Annotated in this window: 18 protein-coding genes; 7 read left to right on the top strand and 11 right to left on the bottom strand. The window is 43.5% G+C overall.

Annotation, left to right across the window (positions count from 1 at the left end):
• Nucleotides 1-23: 23 nt before the first annotated feature.
• Nucleotides 24-1112, bottom strand: coding sequence for a mechanosensitive ion channel family protein (locus OCU46_RS16630; protein WP_141270464.1), 1089 nt, complete (start codon nucleotides 1110-1112; stop codon nucleotides 24-26).
• The gene (locus OCU46_RS16625) at nucleotides 1112-2047 is read right to left on the bottom strand and encodes a LysR family transcriptional regulator (RefSeq protein ID WP_141270466.1); all 936 of its coding nucleotides are present in this window, start codon (nucleotides 2045-2047) and stop codon (nucleotides 1112-1114) included. The genes OCU46_RS16630 and OCU46_RS16625 overlap by 1 nt, the downstream gene beginning before the upstream one ends.
• 127 nt (nucleotides 2048-2174) lie before the next feature.
• Between OCU46_RS16625 and chrA the strand changes: the two genes are divergently transcribed.
• Nucleotides 2175-3323 (top strand): chromate efflux transporter, encoded by a 1149-nt coding sequence (gene chrA, locus OCU46_RS16620; protein WP_141270468.1) that lies wholly within the window; start codon nucleotides 2175-2177, stop codon nucleotides 3321-3323.
• A gap of 3 nt (nucleotides 3324-3326) precedes the next feature.
• On the opposite strand, the gene OCU46_RS16615 is transcribed toward chrA, so the two are convergent.
• Together OCU46_RS16615 and OCU46_RS16610 are read right to left on the bottom strand one after the other, a co-directional pair.
• A complete protein-coding gene (locus tag OCU46_RS16615) occupies nucleotides 3327-4382 on the bottom strand; it encodes a helix-turn-helix transcriptional regulator (RefSeq protein ID WP_141270470.1) in 1056 nt (351 codons plus the stop codon).
• A 117-nt stretch (nucleotides 4383-4499) separates the two neighbouring features.
• Nucleotides 4500-5357, bottom strand: coding sequence for a transporter family protein (locus OCU46_RS16610; protein WP_141270472.1), 858 nt, complete (start codon nucleotides 5355-5357; stop codon nucleotides 4500-4502).
• Between the two features lie 202 nt (nucleotides 5358-5559).
• On the opposite strand from OCU46_RS16610, the gene OCU46_RS16605 reads away from it, so the two are divergent.
• Nucleotides 5560-6420, top strand: a complete 861-nt coding sequence (locus OCU46_RS16605) for an SMP-30/gluconolactonase/LRE family protein (RefSeq protein WP_141270474.1) — start codon at nucleotides 5560-5562, stop codon at nucleotides 6418-6420.
• 60 nt (nucleotides 6421-6480) lie between these two features.
• On the opposite strand, the gene OCU46_RS16600 is transcribed toward OCU46_RS16605, so the two are convergent.
• The gene (locus tag OCU46_RS16600; protein WP_141270476.1) at nucleotides 6481-6927 is read right to left on the bottom strand and encodes a carboxymuconolactone decarboxylase family protein; all 447 of its coding nucleotides are present in this window, start codon (nucleotides 6925-6927) and stop codon (nucleotides 6481-6483) included.
• 166 nt (nucleotides 6928-7093) lie between these two features.
• On the opposite strand from OCU46_RS16600, the gene OCU46_RS16595 reads away from it, so the two are divergent.
• Nucleotides 7094-8665, top strand: coding sequence for a sensor domain-containing diguanylate cyclase (locus tag OCU46_RS16595; protein ID WP_141270478.1), 1572 nt, complete (start codon nucleotides 7094-7096; stop codon nucleotides 8663-8665).
• An 11-nt stretch (nucleotides 8666-8676) separates the two neighbouring features.
• Here the strand turns inward: OCU46_RS16595 and OCU46_RS16590 are convergent, their stop codons facing one another.
• Nucleotides 8677-9891 (bottom strand): multidrug effflux MFS transporter, encoded by a 1215-nt coding sequence (locus tag OCU46_RS16590; protein ID WP_371858832.1) that lies wholly within the window; start codon nucleotides 9889-9891, stop codon nucleotides 8677-8679.
• 78 nt (nucleotides 9892-9969) lie between these two features.
• On the opposite strand from OCU46_RS16590, the gene OCU46_RS16585 reads away from it, so the two are divergent.
• Nucleotides 9970-10860, top strand: a complete 891-nt coding sequence (locus OCU46_RS16585) for a LysR family transcriptional regulator (protein ID WP_141270480.1) — start codon at nucleotides 9970-9972, stop codon at nucleotides 10858-10860.
• Between the two features lie 20 nt (nucleotides 10861-10880).
• Here OCU46_RS16585 and OCU46_RS16580 read toward each other — a convergent pair whose 3' ends face one another.
• Nucleotides 10881-11972, bottom strand: coding sequence for an MBL fold metallo-hydrolase (locus tag OCU46_RS16580; RefSeq protein ID WP_208733526.1), 1092 nt, complete (start codon nucleotides 11970-11972; stop codon nucleotides 10881-10883).
• 124 nt (nucleotides 11973-12096) lie between these two features.
• Between OCU46_RS16580 and OCU46_RS16575 the strand changes: the two genes are divergently transcribed.
• Together OCU46_RS16575 and aroG are read left to right on the top strand one after the other, a co-directional pair.
• Nucleotides 12097-12705: a TetR/AcrR family transcriptional regulator gene (locus OCU46_RS16575; RefSeq protein ID WP_141270484.1), complete on the top strand. Its 609-nt coding sequence runs from the start codon at nucleotides 12097-12099 to the stop codon at nucleotides 12703-12705.
• Between the two features lie 239 nt (nucleotides 12706-12944).
• The gene (aroG, locus tag OCU46_RS16570; protein ID WP_141270486.1) at nucleotides 12945-13997 is read left to right on the top strand and encodes a 3-deoxy-7-phosphoheptulonate synthase AroG; all 1053 of its coding nucleotides are present in this window, start codon (nucleotides 12945-12947) and stop codon (nucleotides 13995-13997) included.
• 78 nt (nucleotides 13998-14075) lie between these two features.
• On the opposite strand, the gene OCU46_RS16565 is transcribed toward aroG, so the two are convergent.
• The 3 genes from OCU46_RS16565 to astA form a co-directional block, all read right to left on the bottom strand.
• Nucleotides 14076-14267 (bottom strand): hypothetical protein, encoded by a 192-nt coding sequence (locus OCU46_RS16565; RefSeq protein ID WP_141270488.1) that lies wholly within the window; start codon nucleotides 14265-14267, stop codon nucleotides 14076-14078.
• 524 nt (nucleotides 14268-14791) lie between these two features.
• Nucleotides 14792-16147, bottom strand: coding sequence for an N-succinylarginine dihydrolase (gene astB / locus OCU46_RS16560; RefSeq protein WP_141270490.1), 1356 nt, complete (start codon nucleotides 16145-16147; stop codon nucleotides 14792-14794).
• A 20-nt stretch (nucleotides 16148-16167) separates the two neighbouring features.
• On the bottom strand, nucleotides 16168-17205 hold the full coding sequence (gene astA, locus OCU46_RS16555) for an arginine N-succinyltransferase (protein WP_141270492.1): 1038 nt from the start codon (nucleotides 17203-17205) through the stop codon (nucleotides 16168-16170).
• A gap of 381 nt (nucleotides 17206-17586) precedes the next feature.
• Between astA and OCU46_RS16550 the strand changes: the two genes are divergently transcribed.
• Nucleotides 17587-18327, top strand: coding sequence for a glutamine amidotransferase-related protein (locus OCU46_RS16550; protein WP_141270494.1), 741 nt, complete (start codon nucleotides 17587-17589; stop codon nucleotides 18325-18327).
• Between the two features lie 44 nt (nucleotides 18328-18371).
• On the opposite strand, the gene OCU46_RS16545 is transcribed toward OCU46_RS16550, so the two are convergent.
• Nucleotides 18372-20198: an ABC transporter ATP-binding protein gene (locus tag OCU46_RS16545; RefSeq protein ID WP_141270496.1), complete on the bottom strand. Its 1827-nt coding sequence runs from the start codon at nucleotides 20196-20198 to the stop codon at nucleotides 18372-18374.
• Between the last annotated feature and the right edge of the window lie 147 nt (nucleotides 20199-20345).

Here is a 20345-nt window from a genome sequence, read left to right as displayed (position 1 = left end):
ACATCACTTAAGTTAGTTACGCATTACTTTTGAACAAGAGCCTGCTCAGGTGGATGATCTAGCTTTAAAGTCTGAGTAGGGAAGGCGACATCAGCCCCGTTGTCGTGGATTATCTGCATGATTTTCAGTAGCACATCTTGCTTTACTTCATGGTATCGAACCCAATTCACAGTCTTGGTAAAGGTGTAGACAAAGAAGTCTAAAGACGAAGCACCAAAGGTATTGAAGTTAACGATCAGTGTTTGATTTGCATCGATGTCAGGGTGGTTCTTTAGCATGTGATGCACATCTTCAATTACCTTATCGACCTTAGTTGAATCGCCATATCGAAGCCCTATCGTCTCGTAAATACGGCGATTGGTCATGCGCGAAGGATTCTCTACCACTATATTACTGAACACCGAGTTTGGTACATACAATGGGCGCTTATCAAAGGTGATAATCTTGGTCATTCGCCAGCCAATACGGTCAACCGTACCCTCAATACTGCGATCGGGAGAGCGGATCCAATCTCCAACCTTAAAGGGGCGGTCAAAGTAGATCATCATGCCGCCAAAGAAGTTAGAGAGTAGGTCTTTTGCTGCAAGACCTGCAATCAAGCCACCCACACCACCAAAGGTAAGTAAGCCTGAAAGGCTAAGCCCAAGGGTTTGCATTACTGTAAGCACGCCGATAATGACGACCAGTAATCTAGCGAGTTTAGCTACCGCTTGAACAGTAGTGACGTCTCGCTTGGTTTGTTCAAGCAGTTGATTTTCAAAGTTGGTAATGATTCGAGACAGGGTCCAAATCGCAATACAAATAACCAGAATCAGCTTAAGAGTAGAGAGCCAATTAAAATCATGAGTAAAGTTTTCTTCAAGGAATAGCCCCATAGAAACCGTACCGGGCCATAGCCAGATCAAGGTACTTACTGGAGCCTTGAGCCCATGAATGACCGCGTTGTCCCAAGTGATCTTGGTTTTTTCTGCAATGGCTTCGAGTCTTCCAATTAATAGCTTCCAAACCAGCCAGAAAACCAAACTTAGGGTGGTGATCAGAATTATCTCATTGATGATTGGACTGTCGGTTATCTTCAAGAGGTTAAGCCATTCAGCTTTGGTATGTTCCATTATTGCTTGTTTTCCTTGAGTTGATTGTTTTGCACTGCCGTTGCTACTCGAGATTGTAGCCACAGTTGCTTGTCATTGCTTGCCAGTCCGTTCTTCCAGACCATGCTAATGGTAAAGTCACTGACTTCAATAGCGGGTTTTGCGCGAGTTAGCCCGTCCGAAATGTAGGGGATCAGAGACATCAGTTTTGGCACAATACAGATGAGATTTCGCCCCTTAACTAATTGGCCAATAGTTAAGAAGTTTCGAGAAATAACTTGCACGTTTCGCTGGTGGTTTTGCTTTGCTAAGGTCTTATCGGTCTGGGTTTTCCATTGACCACCTGGGCTGACTAATGCGTGAGGAAGAGTGCAAAATTCCTCTAAACTCACCGGTGTAGTTAGTCCTGTTGCGACGGGGTCGAATAAGCAAACGTGACTTTCTTGGTAAAGCGCTTGAGATTCAAAGCCCTCACCGAGTTCAGGAAAGCTTCCTATTACCAAGTCTAAGCGCTCTTTTTCCATGATGTCGGTGAAATTGTGTCGATTCACATTAATAAAACTGACTTTAACATTGGGAGCCTGCTCAGTTAATGCGTCGAATATGAGTGGGGCGAAGACGAACTCTGCATAATCGGTGAGTCCCAATCGGCAGGTGCCATTAAAGGTTTCAGCATCGAATTTTTCTGGTGACAGGATATTGTTTTTAATTACAGACAAGACTTGTTCGACATCATTGCCTAAGTTGAGAGCCCTCTCTGTAGGCTCCATTTTATGCCCGCTACGATGAAATAACGGATCGCCTAATAGAGAGCGAAGCCGAGATAGGCTGTGACTCATAGCCGATTGGCTAATATGCAGTTCACTTGCGGCTGCGGAAACACTGCGCGCCCTAAGAAGGGCTTGAAACGCGACTAATAAGTTCAGATCAACGCCTTTCCAATTTATCTCTGTCATTGAACCTCCATAATCTGCTTTACTTATATAATCCTATTTCATTCATGAAATATATCAATACTATTAATTTGAGTCATAGAATAGCTTCGCTTAGGGTATGAACACATTTTATCGGTCGTGATTGGTTATGTTTTCAATTTTTAAAATATTTTTTGCATTGGGTTGGGTCAGTTTTGGTGGGCCAGCGGCACATATTGGCTATTTTAGAAAAACCTTTGTAGAGCAGAAAAAATGGTTAACGGATGAAGAATATGCACAATTGGTTGCTCTTAGTCAGTTTTTGCCTGGTCCCGGCTCTAGCCAGGTAGGCTTTGCTCTAGGCTACAAGCAGGGCGGTATCGGTGGAGCTTTTGCTGCCTTTTTCGGCTTTACATTGCCATCTGTGATTTTGATGTTAGCTCTGGCACTGCTGAGTAGCAGTTTGCTAGAAACGTCATTGTTTATTGCCGTTATCCACGCTCTTAAGCTATTAGCCGTAGTTGTGGTTGCTGATGCTATTGTAGGGATGTACAAGAATTTTTGTCAGACCAAACAATCTATTGGCTTGTGCCTTTTTGTGGCAGTTGCCATGTTGATGTTCAGTGGTATTGCCGCTCAAATTATTGTTCTTTTGCTGTGTGCTGTGCTTGGTTCGCTGTGGTTCAAACAACAGGATCAGTCTCAAACCCCCTCAGTAAAAGGTAAGCTCTCAGTTATTCCATTGGCGATTTTTATTGCAGTGTTGTTGATTGGTCCTTTTGTTGCAAGCCAAACACCGCTACTGAAAATATTTCATGACTTCTTCTATGCGGGTTCTCTAGTATTTGGTGGAGGGCATGTGGTTCTTCCATTACTGCAAAATCTCATTGGTGATCAGCTTACTACGGATAGCTTCTTAACTGGCTATGCAGCCGCACAGGCGGTTCCTGGCCCTATGTTTACCTTCGCTACTTACTTGGGATATGAGTTATTGCCTCAGCAACCGATTGTCGGTGCTATAGTCGCGACGATTGCTGTGTTCCTTCCGGGCTTTTTGTTGGTGTTGTGTGTGATTAACAATTGGCAGACTTTAGCTTCTATTCCAAGAGTTTCAGCTGGGTTAAAAGGCGTAAATGCTGGTGTGGTAGGGCTATTGATTGCTGCGTTGTATCAGCCAATCTTTGTCAGTGCGGTAGGTGGAGCACAAGATTTTGCTATCGTACTGATTGGTTACTTCCTATTAAAGCAGATGAAATTGCCAATTGTTGCTTTGGTGGCGAGCTTCATAGGTTATGGCATTTTACTTTCGGTTTTCTAAGTTTTAGTTAGAGGCTTTGCTCGTGTTCATCGCAGGGCGCGGGCTAAGCCCATTTAACTGAGCGTATTGCATTGGTGGCAGACCTGTAATGCGCTTAAAGGCACGAATAAACTTTGATGAGTTGGCATACCCAAGATGTGAGGCGATATCAGAGATGCTAAATCTGCCGTCTTCTAATACACGAATAGCAAACTGCATCTGCAATTGTTCTATGACCTTTCGAAATGTAGTGTGTTCATTGTTGAGCTTTCGCTGAATGGTGCGCCTAGAGGTATTGAGGATCTCAGCTGCACTATCAAGGTCGAGCTTACGCTCACCAATGTAAGGCATTAATGCTGATGAAAGTTGTTCATGGTAGGTGGTGAGCACATCGTACTCTGGCAGAGAATAGTGGTAAGGCTTAACGTTGAGCTCTTGATAGGCCTCTTCTTCCGACAAGACAATATAAGTACTTTCTCTATCAACAAAAACACCTTGTTTTGCCAATTTTAATTCACCGTCCAACCGTTCAATATCGACATGTTGAAGCCCGACAGACAGGGGAAGCCAGTCCTTACCTAGCAGCCTTCGAACATATTGAATCAAGAAGAACAGGCTCTTCATTTCCAACCAAAATGCCGAACCTTGATAGCGATTTTCATAATCGTTGGCAGTAGAGATATGGATTTTAACTTGGTTCTGATAACCCTCAAGATCCAATTGTATCTCTGACTGGCTAGAGCGGGTTTCAAATTGTTCAGTGACGTCGTTAAGAATTGAGACCAGCGTGTTGCGCTTGGAATCAATAGGAATTGGCCACATAAAACTCAACTGTGCAGTGCAATCGACTATGTAATCAAAAAATGTGTGTGGGTCAGATTCTTGATACAAGGTTTGCATAAAGTGTATGAAGGCGTATTCAGGAATCGATTCTAAGTAGGGGCGTTCAAGGTTTGACGGTAGCAGTTCGATTGCTTTCGTTATCAAGGGCGCAGGAAAGAAGTTTTTAGCACAGTTCAATACCAGCCTAATAGTTTCGACTCTTATTAAGGGGATATCAGTTTGAGCTGTACTGTTCACGTATTTTTATTCCTAGCTGAGCTTCTCACTTCAAGCTTACAACTTGAAGTGAGAAGCTCTCAACTAGAACCTTGAATCTGGGATCTAGGTCCTTGAAGAGTCGTTATTGGTTGAGCCCTAAAACATCCCAGCAAGCTTGTTTTCTACTACCGGCGTGATATTTAAACCAATCATGAAGTCTGGACGAGTTTTTTCATCTTTTTCGATGTAGTAGTTGGCTTCTAAACCGATCTTCCATGGGCGATTACCCATAATGATCGTCTTACTCACTTGAAAGTTAAGTGGGATTTCTGCTTGGTCCGTATTCCAGTCATAGGTCATTGTCGGAGAAGATGCGACTGTCCAGCCATTGCCAAGTAGTTCAACCCAGCCAATCTGTAGTGAGGTGCGGTTGATATCTTCAATAACATGTTCACCGTTTATCTTGTCAGAGTTATTTGATACACCCCAAAGGTGATTGGGAAAGAAGATAAAGATGCGATCTTTACTTGCCTTACCCAATAGCATCTCAGGGCCCACTGCAAATTGCTCAGAACTAAAGCCTGTACTGCCTGTAGGTAACTGAGCGATAAGGCCGAAGGCTGTGATGTTTCCTGGTTCTGCTTTAGGCGCATAGGCGAGGTCGAATGAGATATCACCAAAGCCAGAGTCATCCCTGTTCAAATTGCCCACATCATTATTGATGACGTAGGGCAGTGCAGGGCGAAATATGACTTTGTCGCCGTTATCCATAGGGAAGGGCAATGCAGGTTGGAACAAGATAGTTGAGCTATCTCCACCCCCCTCATAGCCTGAATAGTATTGAAACTTGAAATTTAGACTGGCAAGGGCGGTATTTGGGTTCGCCAGCTCTTTAGCAGCCTCATCAGCTAGGGCTTTTTTATCAGTATCTTGTTCACCACTTAACGCAGGCAGTGCAAAAAGCGTTGAAAGTAGGACAACAGTAGTCGCTGCTTTTTTGATAGAGTTCGGCATAGTATGACTCACTTACAAACGGTTTAATTTGTTCGAATTGCGCGCATTTTAGCCGTTGAGGCGTAGGATGATGTCCAATTTGCGCCACATCTAAATTGAGTTAGTTTGTAAGAAAATAAATAACTGCGAGCCGCCTATCGGCATTTTATATCAGTATGTGGTTTGCTCTATCTCACTATAAAATATGAAGAATTAGGAAGTTATGAGCACGGTTTCCGCACTGCAGCATGTCCCTTGTGGTTTGGGGGAGGGGATCCTCTGGCACCCTTTACGCCAACAATTGTTTTGGATCGATATCATCGAGCATCGATTGCTATCGCTTAAAGGGGAAGAGATCTTAGATATCCCACTAGAGCGAACACCTTCTGCCCTTGGCTGGGTTGATGAAGACAGTTTGCTTCTCGCAGATGAAGCCGGTCTTCATCTGTTAGATATTGAACAACAGTCCCTAAAGCTGGTTGTTGGTTTTGAGCATGATGCATTGACTCACCGTAGTAACGATGGACGCGCAGATCCATGGGGTGGTTTTTGGATTAGCACCATGCACCGAGATGCTGTTGAGGGTGAGGCTAAGTTTTATCGCTATTATCAAGGAAAGCTCACCGAGGTTATCTCAAATATCACTATTCCTAACGGCTGCTGCTTCTCTGCAGATAAACAGTGGGTTTATTTCACGAACTCGCCTACGGCGCAGATAATGAGAATGAAATTAAATAAAGAGACGGGTTGGCCTACCTCCGAGCCAGAGCTGTTTATCGACCATTCAGATAACTTTAGAGAGCCTGATGGGGCGATTGTAGCTGATAATGGTGACATGATTAGTGCGCATTGGGGCGCGGGAGAGCTAGTACGGTACTCACCAAAAGGTGAGGTTATTGCGCGCTATGTTGTTCCGGTTAAGCAGCCCACTTGTCCTGCATTTGGTGGCGAGAATCTGGATACGTTATTTGTGACCTCAGCTAAAGTGGGTATTGAGGATCGCTCAGATACTGAAGGTAAAACATTAGTATTAACTGGAGTAGGTAAAGGCATTGCTGAGCCTGCTGTTAAGCTAACTCTGTAGCGTTATAAATTGTATTTCAGAGGCCTGAGTTAAATATCAGGCCTCGATTTCCTTTCTTTACTATTTGTACACCGTCAGTTCATTGGCATGTGTTGCCACGCCTAAGCGATTCCAAGCATTCATCATGGTACAAAGAACGATTAGCTGCGCAATTTCATCTTCTGAGAAGTGTTGTTCTAACGCCTTGTAGGTGTCATCGGTAATCCCCTGCGCGTAGATATGAACCATCTCTTCCACTAGGGCTAGTACCGCTCTTTCTTTATCGTTAAATAATTTAGATTCCTTCCATACTGACAGAGCAAAAATACGTTCTTGAGACTCTCCATGCTGCAGCGCCCCCTTGGTATGAACGTGTATACAGTAAGCACACCCGTTGATTTGAGAAGTGCGAACACGAACGATTTCCTCAATGATGGGATCAAAGCCACATTGCTTTAGATAGGCTTCTACGCCAAAAAAGGCTTTATATGCGGCGGGTTGTGCATTGTATATATTGACTCGAGACATAACGTTCCTTGTGTGATGTGCTTATTTCTGAGGCATTCAATTCGCCTGTACGCATAATTTTAGTCTATTATAAGCACAGTAATAACGCTCATAATCCTTTGATCCAACTGATAAATTTATTCTACTAGTTGGGGTTTTTCTTTATACAGTGGTATTTAAGCGCTAAATGTCTTTATCAAAAAAAATCCTCTACATACTGTTGCCACTTTTAGCCGCTTTGGTCGCTGTGAGTTTTTTTGCTCAATGGCAGTACGTTTTTCCGGTCTTCAAACAGTTAGAAAGAAAAGATGCAATTACAAACTTTGAGCGAGTTATTGCCCGTTTTAATGAAGATATCGTAGATTTAGACCTACATAATAAAGATTGGGGAGCGTGGGATGAGACTTATGCGTTTATTCAAGGAAAAAACCCCGATTACATTGAAGGAAACTTAGGTGCTGAGTCTTTTCGCAATGGTCAGTTTGATTTCTTATTCTACTTTGATGAAGCAAAGTATCTTTATTGGCATGGGATTTACGATTCTGAGAGTCACTCTCTAGTTAATGATGGTAGTTTTGCTCAATTAGTTGTTGATCGTTTGCAAGCCAAGATATCTACAGTTGAATTAGACTTATTTAGCATCGATACCCATTACATGGGGTTTGTTCTTATAGATAATAAGCCGATTGTATACTCCATCCGCCCAATCTTAACCTCTCGAGAAAAAGGTCCTTCAAAAGGGTTTATTCTTCGTGGGCGTTACATTGACCCAAATTTGATTTCTGACTTTATTAAACAAACCCGTGTTCGATTTGAGATTAGCCCGGTGGAAGATTGGTCAAAAAAGTATAGTGACAAATTTACAATTACTGAAATTGACGATGAAACACTTGAAGTCGCTCGTTACGTGTTTAGTTATGACGTACCTGTGATGCTAGTGACGTCTTTTTTCCCTCGAGATATCACGCAACAGGGTAAGTTGGCGGTTCAATCAGCTTTATTTGCGAGTATTTTACTTGGTTTTTTACTGTTATTTGCGTTGTGGATTACCTTAAGAAAAGTGGTGCTAGGGCCGGTCACTCATCTTACTCACAAAGCGACGGCTATCACTAACACTAAAGACTATACAAAGCGCACACAGGTGGAGACTAGCGATGAGATAGGGGAGTTGTCTCGGCAGTTAAACAAGATGCTTGATGTAATCGAGAGCAGAGAGGCGAGCCTTGAAGAGGTATTACACCGACTCAAAGAGCTTTCAATGACAGACTCTCTTACCCAAATCTCTAATCGCTTGAAATTTGACTCTGTATCTCAAATGGAATGGCGCAGGATGCAACGTGAGACGCAACCCATTTCAATGATCATGTGTGATGTGGATTACTTTAAGCAGTACAACGATCATTATGGCCACGTTGATGGTGATGAATGTTTAGTTAAGATTGCTAAAACATTAAGCGACAGTGTGGCACGTCCAGCGGATTTGGTTGCTCGTTACGGTGGTGAAGAGTTTGTCATTTTACTACCTAGCACCGACCTTGATGGTGCAATTCATCTTGCTCAGACAGTATTAGACAAGGTTGCAGCGATGCAACTACCACACGAAAACAGTGACGTGGCACCTCATGTGACCGTGAGTTTAGGTATTGCGAGTGTCGTCCCGAATGAGGACAACTCATTGCGACAGCTTATTACTGACGCCGATAACGCGTTGTACCAAGCTAAGCAGAATGGCCGCAATACCTTAGTTGCTAGGCCCTAACAAATAACTCCCTACTTTTCTTCCAATAGAGCCTTATCTTGAAGGCTCTTTTTCAGTACCGAGCAAAGCAATACCGCTCCCATGCTAGCGCCAATGCACAAGTAAAGAGCACCAAGTTCTACTTGATTCGTTACCCAGTTCCCCACTAAGTAGCTTCCAAAAAAACCAGCAATGCACATCTGTACTGAGCCAGAAAGTGCAGAAACCGAGCCTGCGTCCTTTTTGTGTGGCTGAAGCAATAGCGTGATTGACAGTGGGAAGGAGAGACCTTGCGCCACGGTAAGCCAGGTAAATGCCCAGACGAGATTGAATACAGTAAACGGAGTAACGAGTAGCCAAAGCCCGGCAAAGAAGAATAATCCAATGCTGAGTGCGAGCAACTGAAAGGTGCTGTATCGTTTATTAAGCATGTTGAGCAATAGACTACCACCCAGAAGCCCAGCCGAGGGTATGATCATAAGCGTACCGTAGTCGGCTGCACTCATTCCCATTTCTTGCTGCATCATGTAAGGCATGATGGATAGCGATACCACTGCCGCTAGATAACTAAACCAGTTGTAAGATGCAGAACCAATAACCTGTGGGTTCTTAATTAGTTGTAAGTACTTACTTATAACTGAAGATGGTCTGAACTTTTGCTTAGCATAAGGCAGGGTTTCCGGCATCACATACCAGCCTATAACAAAGGTGGCGCCAAGATAGACAAGCACAAAAGCAAACACTGCATGCCAACTAAAGTGGAAGGCTACCCATCCCCCTAATACGGGAGAAAGAATGGGCATAATCGAGGCCGTCACTGATAGGTACGCTAAGGCTTTTGTGAGTTGTCCACCATCATAGCTGTCCCGCAGAACACTGCGTCCAAGAACTGAAGCGCTTCCTGCTCCCAATCCCTGCAACAGTCGACCAGCTTCAAGAGTGGTAAGACTATCAGACAGAGTCAGACAAATGACGGTGCCGATTAGATAAATAAATTGGCCCAATAGAAATACTGGCCGTCTGCCAATGGCGTCTGATAAGGGACCATAAAAGAGCTGTGAGAGACCAAAACCGACCAAGAATAGGGTAACAATTGACTGCAATTGAGACTTGTCGATCTGCAGACTTTCGCTAATTAAAGGTAATGACGGTAAGTAAATGCTTACACCCATTTGTCCTGTAGCAATGATCATCATTGCCAAGACTAAAGGGCCTAATTTCATCTTTGAAGAGTGTTTTAATTTCATGCAGAGTAGTTTAAATTGAAATGTATTAGATGATAATCACTCAATTTGGAATTAGATTGATTCTTGGTGGGAAGTAATATGGATTTAATTCAGAGCCTTAAAAGCTATGTGCTGGTGGTTGATGAGGGAAGCTTTAACGGGGCTGCTAGGCGCTTGTCGACTACAAGCTCAGCAGTGAGTAAGCGTATACAATGGTTGGAAGATAGAATAGGCGTACAGCTATTAAAGCGCACGACTCGCTCAGTAACTCAAACAGAAGCAGGTGCGCTGTTTTACGATAGAACCAAGAAGCTTCTCGACCAACTCCAGTCTGTAGTGGATGAAACACGCTCAGTTAGCGATAGCCCCAATGGAATGTTAAAGATTGGGGCAACCATCGCTGTAGGCTCCAAGTTTTTGGTTCATTACCTTGATGGATTCTTGAAGAAGTATCCAGACATTCGAATTCAACTGATTACAACGACTCCCGGTCAAATGCCAGAAATGAGCTTAGATCTGTTTATCTCCAGAGAGATCGAACACCTCAATTCATTAAGCTTTAAATCCAAGGCTTTGTTTGAGGATCGGTTGGGCTTTTACGCTTCACCCAAATACCTGCAAGAGCATGGTGAACCACAAAATACCACTGAGCTTCAGCAGCATAACGTATTGATTTTTGGTGAACAGCTTCACCGAGAACTGAAGCTAGCGGATGGAAAACGACTTTCTCTAAATGGCAATTTTGCTTCGACTAACCCTGAAGCTATGTTTCATGCGGCTAAAAGTGGAATGGGCATTTTGATTTCCAATGCTGTGATGATTCAACAAGAATTGACGCAAGGAAGTCTGGTCAAAATCCTTCCTGATGTCCAAGCACAAGATACTAAGGTATATGCGTATTACCCCAAGCTTGATTATGAGCATACGCGCACACGTTTGTTTTTGGAGTATTTGCAGCAACGCTTAGAAGAGGAGCAGAGCGCGTCATAGCCTCTGCTCTTAACTCAACATTAATGAGTATTTGCCACCGCGGTTTCGAAGCCTTCGGTAGAGGGTTGCAATTCACGCCACCATGCGTGTTGAGTATGGTGGCTTGGTGAGTTTACATCGACCATTTGTCCAAATACTGGAGTCACCAATTGAACTTGCTTACTGTTTGCATGGGTTAGAGCGCGCTCTAGTGGCTCAAACCAATCATGTAGAGCAAGATCGAAAGTAGAGTTATGGATAGGCAACATTGCCTTTCCTCTAAGGTCTATATGAGCTTGAACACTTTGCTCTGGCGTCATGTGAATGTCACTCCATGCGTCGTTATAGGCGCCCGTTTCCATCATGGTCAGATCAAACGGTCCATATTTTTCTCCAATAGCCTTAAATCCAGAGAAATATCCAGAATCACCACTAAAGAAAAGATTAGCTTGTTCACCTTTTATTACCCAGCTAGCCCATAAGGTTTGGTCTCTATCGAATAGACTACGACCCGAGAAATGCTGAGTCGGTGTCGCAGCAAAGGTAATAGAGCCTATGTTCTTTTCCTGCCACCAGTATAATTCAGTGATTTTTTCTTGGGGAACCCCCCAATCTTGCAAAATCTTGCCAATACGTAGTGGAACCAAAAAGTGTTCGACCCTTTTGTGTATTGACTTGATGACATGTTTGTCTAGGTGATCGTAATGATCATGACTGATGACAACCATATCAATAGTGCTGAGTTCTTTAATGGATATAGCCGCTGGTTGGAAACGCTTTGGTCCTGCCCACTGCACTGGTGACGCACGATCGCTAAACACGGGATCTGTGAGAATAGTTTTACCATCTAGTCGAATGAGCATACTGCTATGGCCTAGGCGAGCAACCGCTGCATTAGTTGTATTTTCAATATCCTTTCGGGATAGAGGAACACTTGGTAAAGCTTCTTGTGGGATAGGGTGTTCACGATCTGCTGTGACATAGGACTTAATGATGCCGTAAAGATCACCAAAGCCGCTTTTGTATTCAATCTCGTTGTTTTGAAACTTACCGTTTTTTTCAACAGATGGAAATTCAGTTGCGTTGATAGTTGTTGCAGACATTAGCAGTGCTCCCAATACAAATCGTTTCATGTAAATGTTATCAATGAAAGTAAACTATACGGTGTAGTTTACACGCAAAGCTTTAAAAGTAAACTGCTTAGTGTAAAATTAGGTGATGGTTTTTCCTCCACCATAAATAAGATATTGATAAATAATGAAAAAAACACGTAGTGAATTAAAGCGCGAAGCGATCCTCGCCGCTGCAAAGCAATCCTTTCTTGAATTTGGCGTCAAGAATACCAGCATGGATAAGCTTGCTAGCCTAGCTAATGTCTCCAAACGTACCGTATATAATCATTTCAGCTCGAAAGAAGCACTAGTGATCGAGCTAGTAGGCATCATGTGGCGAGAAGCGGTTCAAGAGATTGATTTGGTTTATCAACCAGATACGCCTTTGGATTTGCAGTTAGAAAAAATACTGTTGGCAGAAATTGAGGTGAGTTGCGCTCCCGATTACATTGAGCTGGCACGAGTCGCAATCGGTCATTATTTTTACTCCCCTGAAGAGTTGCAACTGCAAGTGGCAAAGTTTTCCAAAGAGGATAGTGCGATAGCTATTTGGGCAAGACAAGCAATGGCAGATGCAAAACTGAAGGAGTGCGATGTTAGCCTATTTACTGAACAAGCCTACGCATTGATAAAAGGATATTATTTTTGGCCTCTGTTGGTAGGAATGAGAGGTTTTCCCACACAAGAAGAAAAGTGTTTACATGCGCAGCGTAGTGCTGAATTATTATTAAGTCATTATAAATTAGCGCTTTAGGTGATGTGTTGAATCACTTTGAAGCTCTTAATTATTGGGTGTAATTAAAATTATACACCTTGCGTAAAATTTATATATTGTCAAAATATTGCTTTTTAATTAAAAAAGTGATTGAAACTCGTTTTCTTCTTAGTTAAGTTGCATGGACACAAGCAAAACAGATGCCGTTACAGCACTGCATAAATTTAGAATGCTAAGTGCTTATTCTGTAAGCGGTAAGAATTTAAGGATAATCTACTATGTACCAAACCGATGACGTTCGCATCAATAGAGTAAAAGAACTACTACCGCCAATTGCTATTTTGGAACGCTTTCCAGCAACGGAAACCGCTGCTGCGACCACATATAATTCGCGAAAAGCGATTCATGACATCCTAAATGACCAAGATGACCGTTTATTGGTGATTGTTGGTCCCTGTTCGATTCACGATACCGAGGCTGCATTAGAGTATGGTAAGCGCCTAAAAGTGCTTCGTGATGAGCTAGGTGATCGCCTAGAAGTTGTTATGCGTGTTTACTTTGAAAAGCCTCGTACTACGGTTGGTTGGAAAGGCTTAATTAATGACCCATACCTAAACGATACGTTCAAGTTGAACGATGGCCTACGCATGGGGCGTAAACTGCTCTTAGACTTAACGGATATGGGCCTACCGACGGCGGGCGAGTTTCTAGATATGATCACTCCTCAATATGTGGGTGACTTGATCAGCTGGGGCGCTATCGGTGCTCGTACTACCGAATCTCAGGTCCACCGTGAGTTGGCATCAGGCGTATCTTGCCCTGTTGGTTTCAAAAACGGTACAGACGGCAACATTAAGATTGCATCTGATGCAATTCGCAGTGCTGAGGCATCTCACCACTTCCTATCGGTAACGAAATACGGCCATTCTGCGATTGTGGAAACGGGTGGTAACCCAGATTGTCATATCATTCTTCGCGGAGGCAAGGAGCCAAACTACAGTGCAGAGCACGTTGCTGATATCAAGCAACAGCTAGAGGCCTCTAAGCTACGTCAGAAGGTGATGATTGATTTCAGCCATGCAAACAGCAGCAAGCAATATCAACGTCAAATTAACGTCTCTGAGGACGTTTCAGCGCAACTAGCGAGTGGAGAGCAAGCTATCTTCGGTGTAATGATTGAATCACACCTAGTTGAAGGTAGACAAGACCTAGTTGACGGTAAAGCCGCAACATACGGACAGTCTATTACTGATGCTTGTATTGGTTGGGAAGATACTGAGAAGGTACTACGCCAACTTGCAGACGCTGTGACCGCACGTCGCAAAGCTTAAGCTTCTAAAAGATGTTTAAAATAAAACGGCCTGATGTAAATCAGGCCGTTTTTCTATTTGTGTTAGGCGTAGCTTTAATTATTTAGCTTGGTCCAATGCTTTGATCATATCGACCAATTCGTCCTCAGTTTTAGGCTCTTTATGGAAGTCCACCGAAGGTGAAGCTCCTCCCTTGAGTATATAAGCCTTTGTCCCGCAGTGGTCATAGTGATACCAAAGTCCGTTTACGCATACGTCGGTGTAGCATCTTGGGTCTTGTTTTAGTTCCATGCGAATACTCCTTTGTTCACACTTTGTTAACAACTTCACCTTAATTCAGCTAAGCATTTCAGAAAATGATCTAGATCAATATTGTTGCGGTTTTGTTATTGAGTTGTGATTTGTGTTGGGTGTGCAGGGGACACTGACAGGAATAGGGGCGCGGGAGTTTATTACACGATTGTGGATTCAAGGTACCCTATAAAAGAACTCGAGGGTGGTGTTTAAAGGTTCCTGTCCTTATAGTGCATTCCCTTACTGAGAAAACGCCGCAGACAAAGAAAACCCAAGGTGGATGGCCTTGGGTATGGAGAGTGGGTCAGATATGTGTAAGTTAGCCAACTGATACAGATAAGACCAAATTTATGAGGCTTTAGTGTAAGCCTTCTCATTTTGTAGTCGTTGAGAAAGAAAGATGACTACAAAATCATCCTATCTGTAATTAAGTTGTAAATCTACTCAATTTATAAACAATTCGCGTAACGGCAATAAAGTGCAACTATTTTCATACTATGTTGCATCCATTAGTGCTTGCGTCATATTCCCGTTTTTTGGAAATCATAAACAGAGCCCAGTTTTAATATCTGAGTCAGTTCATCTAGCGCTGCTTGGCTTTCTGTTAGTAGAGAGGGGTCCATTAAATCTTGAGCAGAAATCGAGTCACGATAATGCTTATCTACCCATACATTGAGCGTAGAAAACAGCGACTCACTCATTAAAACTGACTGGTTCATGGCTGCTTGCTCGGCTGGAGAGAGAACAACACGTAAACGAAGACATGCAGGGCCACCACCGTTTTGCATGCTCTGTTTCAGGTCGAAGCAAAGTAGTTCATCAATGCCTTGGTGACTTGCAACTAAGGTTTGCAAATAATCGGCAACTTGCAGGTTTTCCTCACATTCTCTAGGAACAACTAAAGCGGTCTTGCCATTTGGTAAGCTAAGTAGTTGACTATTGAACAGGTAACTACCCACTGCATCAGCAACAGAGACAGCAGATTCAGGTACTTCAATTACTTTTAATGGCTTTTCTAGAGCACTGCTGAGGTCGTTGTATACCGTTTCTTTGTTGAGGAACGCCTTTTCATGACAGAACATTACGTCTCGGTTACCCACGGCGATCACGTCATTATGAAATACACCCGCGTCAATCACGTCAGGGTTTTGCTGAGCAAACACAACTTTGTCTTCTGCCAAACCATGTATTCGAGCGATTGCAGAGCTTGCTTCTAACGTTTGGCGTGCAGGGAAGCGTGTTGGTTTTGCCATAGCGCTATTGAATGCGCTCTCACCAAACACAAAGAAGCCTACACCATGATCACCATACTCATTACAGAAACGTGTATGGTTTGCCGCACCTTCATCACCAAAATAGTTGCTAGATGGAAGCGCATCATGATGAGCAAAGTGATTAGTATCGCTAAACATTCCCTTAAGGATTCGACCCGTTTGCGGGTGTTCGATAGAGCGATGAAATTTGTTTATTAGATTTGCTGGCGTAAAGTGCAGTTTGCCATCGTGTGTATCGCTGCTTGGCGAGACAGTGGCCGCGTTAGCAGTCCACATACTTGACGCAGAGCAGCAAGCCGCTAAAAGTGCCGGAGAATGTTTGGCCGCTTGTTTCAATACAGATGCTGTATCACCGGTAAAGCCCAATTGACGAAGCATACCAATATCTGGGCGGGCAAGGGGCGCAATGACGCCCTGCACCATTCCAAGGTCATGCAAGGCCTTCATTTTCTTCAGGCCTTCTTTGGCCGCTAGCTTTGGGCTAGACGCCTTAGTTTGATTGTTTTTAGAGGCAAGGTTTCCGTCAGATAGGCCTGCGTAGTTGTGAGTAGGGCCTACAAGACCATCAAAATTGGCTTCAACATGTTGGGTTGAGTTGTTCATCTTCACTCCTTGAATGGATTCTACTCTTGCTCTGCTAGAGCGTTAAACAGTGGAACAAACGGCGCAGAATCGCCTTCCTTAAGCTGCAACGTATCTGCAAGCTTGGTATCCATAATGATGGTATTGCCTTCAAGCTGAATCCCTTTGGTTGCTAGCGCTCTAAAGTGCTTCACTTTGCCGTTGCTGACGAGATAAGGCACCTCACTTGGAGTAATGTCTTTGGCAATTTTAACAGTGGCTAAGCGCTGCTCACGTACGGCTCTAATATCCCTGACTTGTGACTCCAACATTGGCCCTGCATCAAAAATATCGACGTAGTGATTGAAGCGGAACCCCTCTGACTCCAGAAGCTTACGAGCTGGCAGAGTGTGTGGGTGCGTATGACCAATCACTTCTTGAGCTTCTTCTGGTAGCAGGTTGGTGTAGATAGGGTTTTTAGGCATTAACTCAGCAATAAATACCTTGTCGTGCATCGATAGCTTATCTGCGATTGCAAAATCTAGGTTGAAAAAGTGACGTCCGAGTCCTTCCCAAAAAGGTGAACTCCCTTCTTCGTCACTAAAGCCACGCATCTCTGCGATAACCGTAGAATCAAAGCGTTCCTGATTTTGTCCCATGAACAAAAAACGACTTTTAGAGAGCAAATGGCCGTTATAGCCCATTCTCGATTCAGGAAGCAAAAACAGAGTGCACAATTCAGTGCATCCTGTGTGGAAATTGCTGAGGCTTAGGGTTTGCACCTTGCTGTATACATCAAGTTCTCGCGAGGCATGCACTGTAGTGTCTAGGTGATAGCTGTAGAAAGGGTCCTGCAAGCCGACACCTGCTTGAACTGCACAGGTACCCACCAATGTTTGCTGTTCTAGATCTTCAGCAACAAACAAATAGTACCCGTCTTCTAAAGGAGTATGGCTCTCAAACGCAGCGCAGCCATCTTCAATCATCTGATCAATGCGTTTTGGATCATCCTGCATTGAGGTGAAACCGGTACCTGTTTGTTTCGCTAATTCCGCCAGTCCTTGACGATCGCTTGCTGTAATTGGACGTATCAACAGCATAAAAAATGCATCCCTTGCAATCTAAAATGAAAAGTCACAATACAGGCTTAGAAGTGCTTAGCAAGCCTCAAATATTCATTGTGATTGAATATCCCTTATATTTATTCACTCTTTATGCAATATCAGTATCTAGCTATTCAGTTTTTGTCGATTTAAAGGGTTGAGGTTATAGAAGGCGAGTGATTATTTATGAGATCTCAAAAATAAGGTAACAATTCTAAGTTACGTTTTAAAAATGTGATCTTACGCTAAGTTTGCGCATTGGTTTTATGATTGATTTTTGAGCTTAATTCTTACTGAATTTGTCGTTGCGAAGAGAAATAAGTGCCTATACTCGTTAATGGTTAGGCAGAATTCTCATAGGATAAGCGAGGGCGATGGATGAAAATAGGGATTCTAGTATGCGGGCATTTAGCACCAGCACTTTCTGAAAATTACGGCCAGTATTCAAATATGATCGCCAAGGTATTCGAAGCGGTCAACAATGAAATTACCTTCTACGAATATGATGCATTTAATCAGCAATTGCCTGAACTAGAAGATTGTGACGGCTACATACTTACGGGGAGTGTGTGTAATGCATATGATAATGACCCTTGGATCTTAGGGTTAATAGATTGGATTCAACGCTGTGAAGCAAGGCGTAAGCCCTTGGTAGGTATCTGCTTTGGGCATCAACTTATTGCTCGTGCGCTTGGCGGTACAGTTGAAAAATCACCCAAGGGTTGGGGATTAGGCAACGATGAAGTGAATATTGTTGCGCAAAAGCGTTGGATGAATCTGTCCATCGATAGGCTGCAAATGTTGGTGAGTCATCAAGATCAGGTGATTACTGTTCCTCGCGGAATGCGGGTAGTTGCTTCTAGTGATTTTTGTCCAAACTTTATGTTGGCAAAGGACAACCACATATTCACCGTTCAAGGGCACCCTGAATTTTCTTTGGAGTTTACCTCTGAACTTATAGAAATGCGTAAACACCTAATTAGTGAGGAGCATTATCGTTCTACATTTGAGCAGTTAAAACAAGCACCAGACTCCGCTATTGTTTTGCATTGGATTGATGCCTTTTTTGTTTTCAACACTCAGTCGATTCAAGAAGAAGGTTTTCAACAGGTAGGTTAGAAAAGAAAAGGCCTAGAGAGAATTCTAGGCCAGTTTTTTTCAATCTATTGTGCAATAAATCCACCGGTTTGATGAGCCCATAACTGCGCGTAGATGCCTTTCCCCTGAATAAGCTCCTGATGGGTTCCTTGCTCCACTATATGTCCCTTATCTAGGACAATGAGTCTATCCATAGCCGCGATTGTAGATAGGCGGTGGGCAATGGCAATCACCGTTTTTCCTTCCATCAATTCGTTTAAACTCTCTTGAATGGCGGCCTCAACCTCCGAGTCTAAAGCAGACGTTGCCTCATCAAGCACCAATATTGGCGCGTCTTTTAACAACACACGAGAGATGGCAATTCGCTGACGCTGTCCTCCAGAGAGCTTTACGCCTCGCTCTCCAACTTGAGCATCATAGCCAAGATTACCAAACGGGTCGGTTAATGTTTCTATGAACTCATGGGCATGCGCTTGTTTGGTTGCCGCAACAAGCTCTTCTTCACTCGCCGTCGGGTTGCCGTACAAGATGTTATCTCGAATAGAGCGGTGCAGTAACGAGGTGTCTTGTGTCACCATGCCGATATTGCTACGCAAAGAGTCCTGAGTAACGGCGGAGATGTCTTGTTGGTCGATGCTGATTTTCCCACCTTCTACATCGTGGAAACGCAGCAGAAGGTTGACTAAAGTAGATTTCCCCGCACCAGAGCGCCCAACTAAGCCCACTTTTTCTCCGGGTTTAATATTCAAGCTCAGGTTGCTTATGACGCCCTTATTTTCACCGTAGTGAAAGCTAACGTCATCAAAATGTATTCCGCCATTCTCTACTTGAATTGGCTTCGCATCTTGCTTGTCTTTGATGTCTATGGGCTTAGAAAGTGTCGCCATACCATCAACGGTGGTGCCCATATTTTCAAACAATGCGCCCACCTCCCACATGATCCACATCGACATGCCATTCAAGCGAAGCGCTAAACTGATTGCGATGGCGATAGCGCCGATGCTGATGGCATCGTCCATCCATAGCATGATAGAAATAGCGGCAATGGCAAATACCAATACATAGTTAACCACTTCAACCATTACATTGAAGCCAGTAACAAGGCGCATTTGACGATAAACGGTATCTAAGAAACCTTCCATGCCTTCTTCTGCATATTCGGTCTCTCGTTTGCTATGAGAGAAAAGCTTCACCGTTGCTATGTTGGTGTAACTATCGACAATGCGTCCCGTCATGGTTGAGCGAGCATCGGCCTGCTCCGAAGAGACCTGCTTTAGGCGAGGTACGAAGTAGATTTGAATACCAATATACGCCAAAAGCCAGGCTAGCATTGGCAACATCAAGCGATAATCTGCTTGAGCTAGAAGCACTATGATAGAGGTAAAGTACACGCTGACGTATACAAATACATCCAGTGTCTTCATGACGGTTTCCCTTACGGAAAGGGACGTCTGCATCACCTTGGTGGCTATTCGCCCTGCGAAATCATCTTGGTAAAACGACAAGCTTTGCTTGAGCAGATATCGGTGTGCCATCCAACGGATAGACATTGGATAGTTACCCAGTAAGGTCTGATGTTGAACCAATGAATGCAAGGTGACTAGAACAGGCATAACGATCAACACCAACACGCCGTAGGTGATTAGCGTGTTCGCATTTTCTTGCATGAAGGTATCAGGATTGCTCGACCCTAGCCAGTCAACGAGTTTACCCATCATGCCAAACAGAGACACCTCGACAATAGCGACGATTGTACTAAGCAGTGCCATCAGTAGCAGAGGTTTTTCAAATCCCTTGGTGTAATAACGACAAAATGCGAAAACCGTATTTGGCGGCTGTTCAGGCTCGTTTTTTGGGAAGGCTTTGGTGAATCCTTCGAAGATTTTATACATACATCAATCCTAAAATGCACCTTGCCGAGAGACAGTAAGAAAAGAGTGAGCAAGGCTTAAATAGTGTTTTTTAAACAGACACTTAGATAGATAGGATAGTCGATGATAGGGGAAAGAACATCTTAAAACCGTCATCCCAGAAAATTC

Origin of the sequence: Vibrio comitans, assembly GCA_024346835.1 — a bacterium.
In the GTDB taxonomy this organism is placed as follows: domain Bacteria; phylum Pseudomonadota; class Gammaproteobacteria; order Enterobacterales; family Vibrionaceae; genus Vibrio; species Vibrio comitans.
The sequence above is the reverse complement of the archived record's forward strand: the minus strand, read 5'-3'. Positions and strand labels throughout refer to the sequence as shown.